Source organism: Bowmanella yangjiangensis, assembly GCF_017255015.1.
GTDB lineage: Bacteria > Pseudomonadota > Gammaproteobacteria > Enterobacterales > Alteromonadaceae > Bowmanella > Bowmanella yangjiangensis.
Genome location: NZ_JAFKCS010000002.1, coordinates 367,690 through 374,542, shown reverse-complemented (window position 1 = coordinate 374,542; position 6,853 = coordinate 367,690). Strand labels below are relative to the sequence as shown.

Genomic DNA, 6,853 nt, shown 5'->3' with positions numbered 1-6,853 from the left:
AAGGCTTTGGCGGTATTGGCGGCAACCTTAACAGTCATGGCATCCACCACGAACAATGTTTCTACCGGTTTAACCGCAGCATGCAGGGCCTTTATTTCGTCCATCATGCTTTCATCGACGTGCAAACGGCCAGCGGTATCCACCAACAACACATCGTAGAACTGCTTTCTTGCGTACTCGATAGCACCATTGACGATATCAATAGGCTTTTGACTGACATCAGAGGGGAAGAAACTTACCTGCACTTCGTTAGCCAGGGTTTCCAGCTGTTTAATGGCTGCCGGGCGATATACGTCCGCACTGACCACCAGCACTTTTTTCTTTTCACGTTCACGCAGGAAGCGGCCAAGTTTACCCACGCTGGTGGTTTTACCCGCACCTTGCAGACCGGCCATCATTACCACGGCTGGCGGCTGGGCGGACAAGGCCAGCTTTTCATTCGCCTGGCCCATAATGGCTTCCAACTCGCCACGGACAATCTTAACGAAAACTTGGCCTGGATTAAGGCTCTTGCTGACTTCTATGCCAACGGCTTTCTCTTTAACCTGATTGATAAACTCGCGCACCACGGGCAAGGCCACATCAGCTTCCAACAAGGCCATTCTGACTTCACGCAGCGTGTCCTTGATGTTGTCCTCAGTTAATCGGCCACGACCACTAATATTTTTAAGGGTCTGCCCTAAGCGTTCGGTAAGATTTTCAAACATATCAGGTATCATCCTTCTCGACGCCGCTGTTGCGGTGTCTGGAATAAAAAAAGCAGGCAACTAGCCGGTGCCGCGGATTATATAGGCGAAGCCAGGCAATTTCCATGCATAGCCTAACCTCACCTATTGATATCTATTCTCATTAGGCTGGTTTAGCAAAGAACGAGGGGATATACTTGGCGCCAACTTGGAGAACCGAGCTAAGTCGGCGCAACGAAAGCGGACAAGGATTCATATATAAAGATGCAAATCAATAAGGCTACAAGATGTTCCTGTTAGGTTTGGCAGTAACCCTGCTCTATTTGGGCTCAGCTGTTCATATTGCCAGCAGACTATTTCATCACGAAGGTCCTCGGCACAAGCTATCTGCTGCCCTGGGGTCTATCGCTGTCATTTTGCATTTCTGGCTGCTCACCGGCGATATTTTCAGCCAGCCTGGGCAGAACATGAGCATTCTCAATGTGGCATCCTTGATCGCCTGGATGATTACGCTTTCGATGACTATCGCCTCGTTTAGCCTCCCCAACGCCATATTATTACCTGTGGTGTATGGCTTTGCGTCCCTGACGGTTTTGCTCAATCTGTTCGTCCCCGACACCCACCTGATGCATATTGAGATGCGTCCAGGTTTAATTGCGCATATCACCCTAGCATTGTTCGCCTATGGTTGTTTGATGATAGGCATGCTGTATGCGTTGCAACTGGCGTTTATCAACTTTCGCCTTAAACGCAAACAGTTATCGTTGCTGCATTCATCCCTTCCGCCACTGATGATTGTTGAGCAAATTCTTTTCAAATTATTGCTGGTTGGTACTGTGCTACTGACTTTGTCACTGATCAGTGGATTTGTGTTTCTAAATGATATGTTTGCCCAGCATCAGGTGCACAAAACTGTACTGTCTAGTCTGGCCTGGCTGGTATTTGTGGTGTTGCTGGCGGGTCACTACCGATTCGGTTGGCGTGGCCGCCCGGTTGTGATCACAACAGTTATTGGTGCCATTTTACTGACCCTGGCTTACTTCGGCAGTCGCTTTGTCAAAGAAGTTTTACTGGGAATGTAGAATCGAGTTTGGCAAACTAGAGCGTCGAACGATTCCTTATGACCTTTAGGGGCATAAGGAACCATTAAGACAACACAGGAACCCCATCTTTGGACGACATATCAACCGGCACGCTGTTTATCCTGCTTGCCATTCTCATATTGTTATCCGCGTATTTTTCCAGCTCAGAAACCGGCATGATGTCCATCAACCGGTACCGACTTAAACATCTGGTCAAGGAAGAACATAAAGGCGCCATTCGCGTTCACAAATTACTGCTAAGGCCCGATCGCCTAATCGGCTTAATTCTTATTGGCAACAATCTGGTCAATATTGCCGCTTCGGCTATCGCCACTATTATTGGCATGCGTCTTTTCGGCGATGTGGGGATTGCGATAGCCACCTTTACCTTAACCTTAGTTATTCTGGTATTTGCGGAGGTCACGCCGAAGACCCTGGCAGCGTTATATCCCGAAAAGGTTTCGTTCCCCAGTTCGATGGTGCTTCTGCCAATGCTGAAGCTGTTCTATCCCTTGGTATTTATTATTAACGGCTTTACCAATGCATTTTTGGTGCTGTTTCGCATTAGCCCTAAAAACGGCGACGAAGACAGCTTAAGCCGCGAGGAATTGCGCACTGTCGTGCATGAAGCCGGCGCCATGATCCCCAAGCAGCACCAGGATATGCTGGTAGGTATTCTGGATCTGGAAAAAGTTACGGCAGAAGACATTATGATCCCGCGTAACGAAATTGTGGGCATAGATATCAATGACGACTGGAAAGCCATCCAGAAACAACTGATGCATTCCCAACATACCCGCGTACTGCTTTATCGTGACACAGTGGATGACGCGGTAGGCTTTATTCATGCCCGTGATGCCCTGCGCTTGTTAGCTAAAGATGAATTTTCCAAATCCAATCTGTTACGGGCTGTTAGAGAAATCTACTTCACACCAGAAACAACACCACTCCATACTTTGTTATACAAGTTTCAGTCCGCCAAGGAACGTATCGGTTTGGTCGTGGATGAATACGGGGACATTCAAGGTCTGGTTACCCTGGAAGATATTCTCGAAGAGATTGTCGGCGACTTTACTACCACCATCTTGCCTACCCACAGCAAAGAGGTAAATGTTGAGGAAGACGGCAGTGTGATGGTTGATGGCAGTGCCAACATTCGCGACTTAAATAAGGAAATGGACTGGAGTCTGCCTATTGAAGGCCCTAAGACACTCAATGGTCTGATTTTGGAGCACTTTGAGGAAATCCCACCGGAACTGGTATGCTGCCGCCTGGCAGGTTATCCAATAGAAATCGTTGAGATAAATGACAATATGGTCAAAACGGTGCGGGTTAAACCCATGTACTTCAAAGAACCCGAGCAGGGACGAGGCGATAGCCTAAACGGCTAAACAGACAAGCGGCAGTTAGGGATTATCCCCCTGCCGCACTCTTTTCTGACGAATATTAGCCTTTAGGCGCTCAACCTGATCATTCAGACTGTTCAGCCGTTCAAAAATCCCTTTGAGCTCCTCATCATAAACAAGATCGGATTGCTCAACGTGATTTTCCAACACCTGGCGCAGCTGGGCTGGCAAACTTTTACCGGGCATCTCTCCTCCTCCTCAAGAGTATTATCGGAGAAAGCGCAAAAAGCTAAAGTCAGGGAAGAATAAAAACTTAAGGAATGTATTGTCTGATCAGCGAAGCCCGGCCTGCTTCGAGCTCATAGCCGAGCTGCACTATCCCTGCGGTAGCAAACAACACGGAATGATAGTGCCCACAAAGCTCATCAACCAAACTGCTGACAAAAGGCATATGGCTGACAATCAATAGGTTTCGGACATGGGGATTTTCAGCAAGCAAAACTCGCAGATAATCGTGAAAGAGTTCAGGTTGGCCATCTGGTGTTACATCGGCCGAGTTTTGCGTGAGTTCAACCGGCACTTTAAGCATCAAGGCATCAAGGGTTTGCAAGGCACGGACGTAAGGACTCACCAGGGCCATATCAATATGGCCAACAACATCGCGTAACCAGGTACCACTGCTCCCGGCTTCAGACACTCCAAGGGGAGTTAAACAACGGCTGGCATCATCAATAAAGCGATTTTCCGCTTCACCGTGACGCATGATGAAAATTTGCATTAACAGCTCAATTATCCAAAATCTCTGGAAAATATCCGGACGCATGGGTAACAAATAAAATCGACAAGTCGCCTTGGTTGCAATTTGCCACGTTATCCTATTTGATACCCTATATACCAACCAGCAGGTCTAGCACGTGATAACCAGCACCTATGATAGATGTCAGTACCGCCAACTTGTACTGGACAATGGTCTTAACGTACTGTTGGTGCATGATGTCGAAAGTCGTAAGTCTGCAGCTTGCGCCACTATTGCACTAGGACACTTCCAAGACCCCGACGCCTGCCCAGGACTGACGCATTTGCTTGAGCATATGCTGTTTCTGGGCTGTCAGGACTACCCTGCTGCCAACCATCTGGCCGACCACCTGTCTTTAAACGGCGGACATGTTAACGCTTGGACAGGCACAGAACAATCAAGTTTCTACTTCGATGCGTTGAGTAACGGTTTTGAAGAGGCGCTCGCGCAGTTCAGCGCTATGCTGAGCACCCCCCTATTTGATCAAAATGCCATTCAGAACGAGTTAAAAGCCATAGATGCCGAATTTCATATGAAAAAGCAGGATGACCTGCGGCGTCTTTATCAGGTTCACAAGGAAACTTGCAACCCCGCCCATCCTTTCAGCAAGTTTTCAGTGGGCAATCAGGAGGTTTTTGGTCGTTTTGATACTGACACTTTGCAAAGCATGTTAAGGGATATGCATCAGCGCCATTATTATGGCAAGAATATGAGCCTGTGCTTGGTCTCCGATTTACCTTTGGATGCGCAAGAGCAGCTGTGCCGCCGACATTTCTCTGGTATCCCCATTGGGCAAAACACAGCACCTAAAGCCTATCCCCCTCTTTACCTACCAGACCAGTTGGGCGTGGTACTGAAAATAGTGCCACTCAAAACCGCACGGCGCATGATTGTCAGCTTTGCCCTGGAAGACATACACCAGTATTACCAAAGCAAACCATTAAATCTCATCAGCCATTTACTCGGCGATGAGGGACCAGGCAGCTTGTTGTGCTATTTGAAAGAACGCGGCTGGGCCACCAGCCTGAGCGCTGGCGGCGGCATACAAGGGAGCAATTTCAAAGATTTCAATATTAATCTGCAGCTCACCAGCAGCGGCGCTGAACATTGGCAGGACATTCTGTTTAGCCTATTTGCCTGCATCGAGTTGATTAAAGAAGAAGGTGTCAGTAAGTGGCGTTTTGAAGAACGACAAAAATTCGGTCAGATGGCATTTGACTTCCACGACAAACCCAAAGCAATAGATTTGGCATCCCATCTGGCCGTGCAATTGCATTACTATCCTCCCAAGGATTTATTGAGCGGAGAATACCTGCTCGAGAATTTCTCACCGGAATTAGTCCACGACTTATTGGGGCAAATGCAGCCAGACAATATGCGCCTGAAGTTGATATTACCGGAGCAAGAAACAGATAAACGCGCCGCTTGGTACGATACGCCCTATGCTATTCAGGCACTTCCCCCGGCATTGCTACAAAAGCTGAAATCCCCCCCGGTGATCCCTTCTCTGGCCTTACCCCTGCCTAATCCTTATGTGCATGTTCGCACTTCACTGCATGATGTGGATAGACGCTATTTAACTCCAACCAAGTTACTTGAAGGTGAAAGCTTCAGTTTCTGGTTTTGTCAGGATGACGAATTCAAACAACCCAAAGGGGAGCTTTATCTGTCTTTTGACAGCAGCGCGGTTTTAGAAGGGGCTGGGCTTTGCGCTTACAAGCGAATCTGGACCAATATGGTACAGGAGAGGCTGAACGAGGACTTTTACCAGGCCAACATTGCTGGTATGCATTTTCATTTTTACGCACATCAGGGTGGCTTCTCTCTGCATACCAGTGGATTTAGCGATCAACAGTTTCCCATGGCGGAGCAAATGCTCAGGCAAGTATTATCTTTCGATTTTACCCATGAAGAGTTTGAACTGGCCAAAGCTAAACAGGGGCAGGCCATGCAAAATAGTTTGTTGAACAAACCGGTAAACAGACTATTTAATCACCTTTCGGTGCTGATGCAGCCCCTGTCTTTTGCCTTAGAAGACATGCTGCCAATCGTTGAAACCGCAGACTTTGCCCAAATGCAGGATATCCAGTCCAGACTGTTGGCATCGCTACATTTAGAAGCCTTTACTCATGGCGATTGGCCAGCCCGGCAGGCGGAAAATTTCGCCACCGATTTACAACAACTGCTGGCAAATCGCCTGCATGCCAACGCACTCCCCAGAGATGTGATCACTTTAACCGACAGCTACCGTCTTGGTGTCCCCTGTCAGGGGCCTGACAATGCTGTATTGCTGTATTTTCAGACCCCTTGTGCTGATGTTTCCTGTATTGCTTTAACTATTCTGGTTGAGCAGTTATTGGCCGCCCCCTTCTTTAATGAGTTACGCACCGAGAAACAGCTTGGGTACCTGGTAGGCAGTGGTTATATGCCTTACAACCAGCATCCTGGCATAGGCTTTTATATTCAGTCCCCCAACGTTGAAGTTGAAGTACTTGTTGAGGCCATACGTCAGTTTCTTACACAAAGCCCCGATGCTATTGCAGCCATGGAGGAACAAGACTGGCAACTGCTAAAACAAGGCATAGCGAAACAGCTGACCAGTAGAGATACCAGTCTGTCGATGCGCAGCCAACGTCTGTGGTTAGCCATTGGCAACCAGGATTGGCAGTTCGACCAACCAACACGTTTGGCACAGCAATTATTGGCTCTGAGTCGCGAACAAGTTTTGGAATTTTGCCAGGGGTTGACCCCCACCAAAGGTTTTGGCTCAGTCTTGCTTTACAGCCAACATGCACGTCAGGCAGAACCTAGTCTGGAGGGAAAGTTGATTACTAATTTGCTGCAATTTAAAGCAAAAGCCAATCCGATCCGATAAAAGTGAAACTTTTCAACAATCAGGGCTTTGACTTGGGGCATGACATATTTTAACGTACGGATTCAACA

General features: G+C 47.9%; 6 protein-coding genes. 3 read left to right on the top strand and 3 right to left on the bottom strand.

The genetic code is table 11. The features are described 5' to 3' along the window. Positions 1-707: signal recognition particle receptor subunit alpha (locus J0A65_RS27265; RefSeq protein ID WP_416135295.1), on the bottom strand; the 707-nt coding region annotated here is incomplete at its 3' end. A 266-nt stretch (positions 708-973) separates the two neighbouring features. On the opposite strand from J0A65_RS27265, the gene J0A65_RS04095 reads away from it, so the two are divergent. Then, complete coding sequence (locus J0A65_RS04095; protein WP_206592846.1) at positions 974-1,768, top strand: cytochrome C assembly family protein; 795 nt, start codon at positions 974-976, stop codon at positions 1,766-1,768. A gap of 89 nt (positions 1,769-1,857) precedes the next feature. Beyond that, positions 1,858-3,159 carry an HlyC/CorC family transporter gene (locus tag J0A65_RS04090; protein ID WP_206592845.1) on the top strand — a complete coding sequence of 434 codons (1,302 nt, stop codon included), beginning with the start codon at positions 1,858-1,860 and terminating at the stop codon, positions 3,157-3,159. 15 nt (positions 3,160-3,174) lie between these two features. Here J0A65_RS04090 and J0A65_RS04085 read toward each other — a convergent pair whose 3' ends face one another. Both J0A65_RS04085 and sixA read right to left on the bottom strand, forming a co-directional pair. After that, the gene (locus J0A65_RS04085) at positions 3,175-3,360 is read right to left on the bottom strand and encodes a hypothetical protein (RefSeq protein WP_206592844.1); all 186 of its coding nucleotides are present in this window, start codon (positions 3,358-3,360) and stop codon (positions 3,175-3,177) included. 67 nt (positions 3,361-3,427) lie between these two features. Continuing rightward, entirely contained in the window at positions 3,428-3,892 is a 465-nt protein-coding gene (gene sixA / locus J0A65_RS04080) for a phosphohistidine phosphatase SixA (protein WP_206592843.1), read from the bottom strand. Positions 3,893-4,028: 136 nt separating this feature from the next. Between sixA and J0A65_RS04075 the strand changes: the two genes are divergently transcribed. Further along, positions 4,029-6,785 carry an insulinase family protein gene (locus J0A65_RS04075; protein WP_206592842.1) on the top strand — a complete coding sequence of 919 codons (2,757 nt, stop codon included), beginning with the start codon at positions 4,029-4,031 and terminating at the stop codon, positions 6,783-6,785. Positions 6,786-6,853 lie beyond the last annotated feature (68 nt).

Coding starts and splice junctions, on each gene's coding strand:
- J0A65_RS04095 (WP_206592846.1), top strand. CDS start 974: ATGTTCCTGTTAGGTTTGGCAGTAACCCTGCTCTATTTGGGCTCAGCT.
- J0A65_RS04085 (WP_206592844.1), bottom strand. CDS start 3,360: ATGCCCGGTAAAAGTTTGCCAGCCCAGCTGCGCCAGGTGTTGGAAAAT.
- sixA (WP_206592843.1), bottom strand. CDS start 3,892: ATGCAAATTTTCATCATGCGTCACGGTGAAGCGGAAAATCGCTTTATT.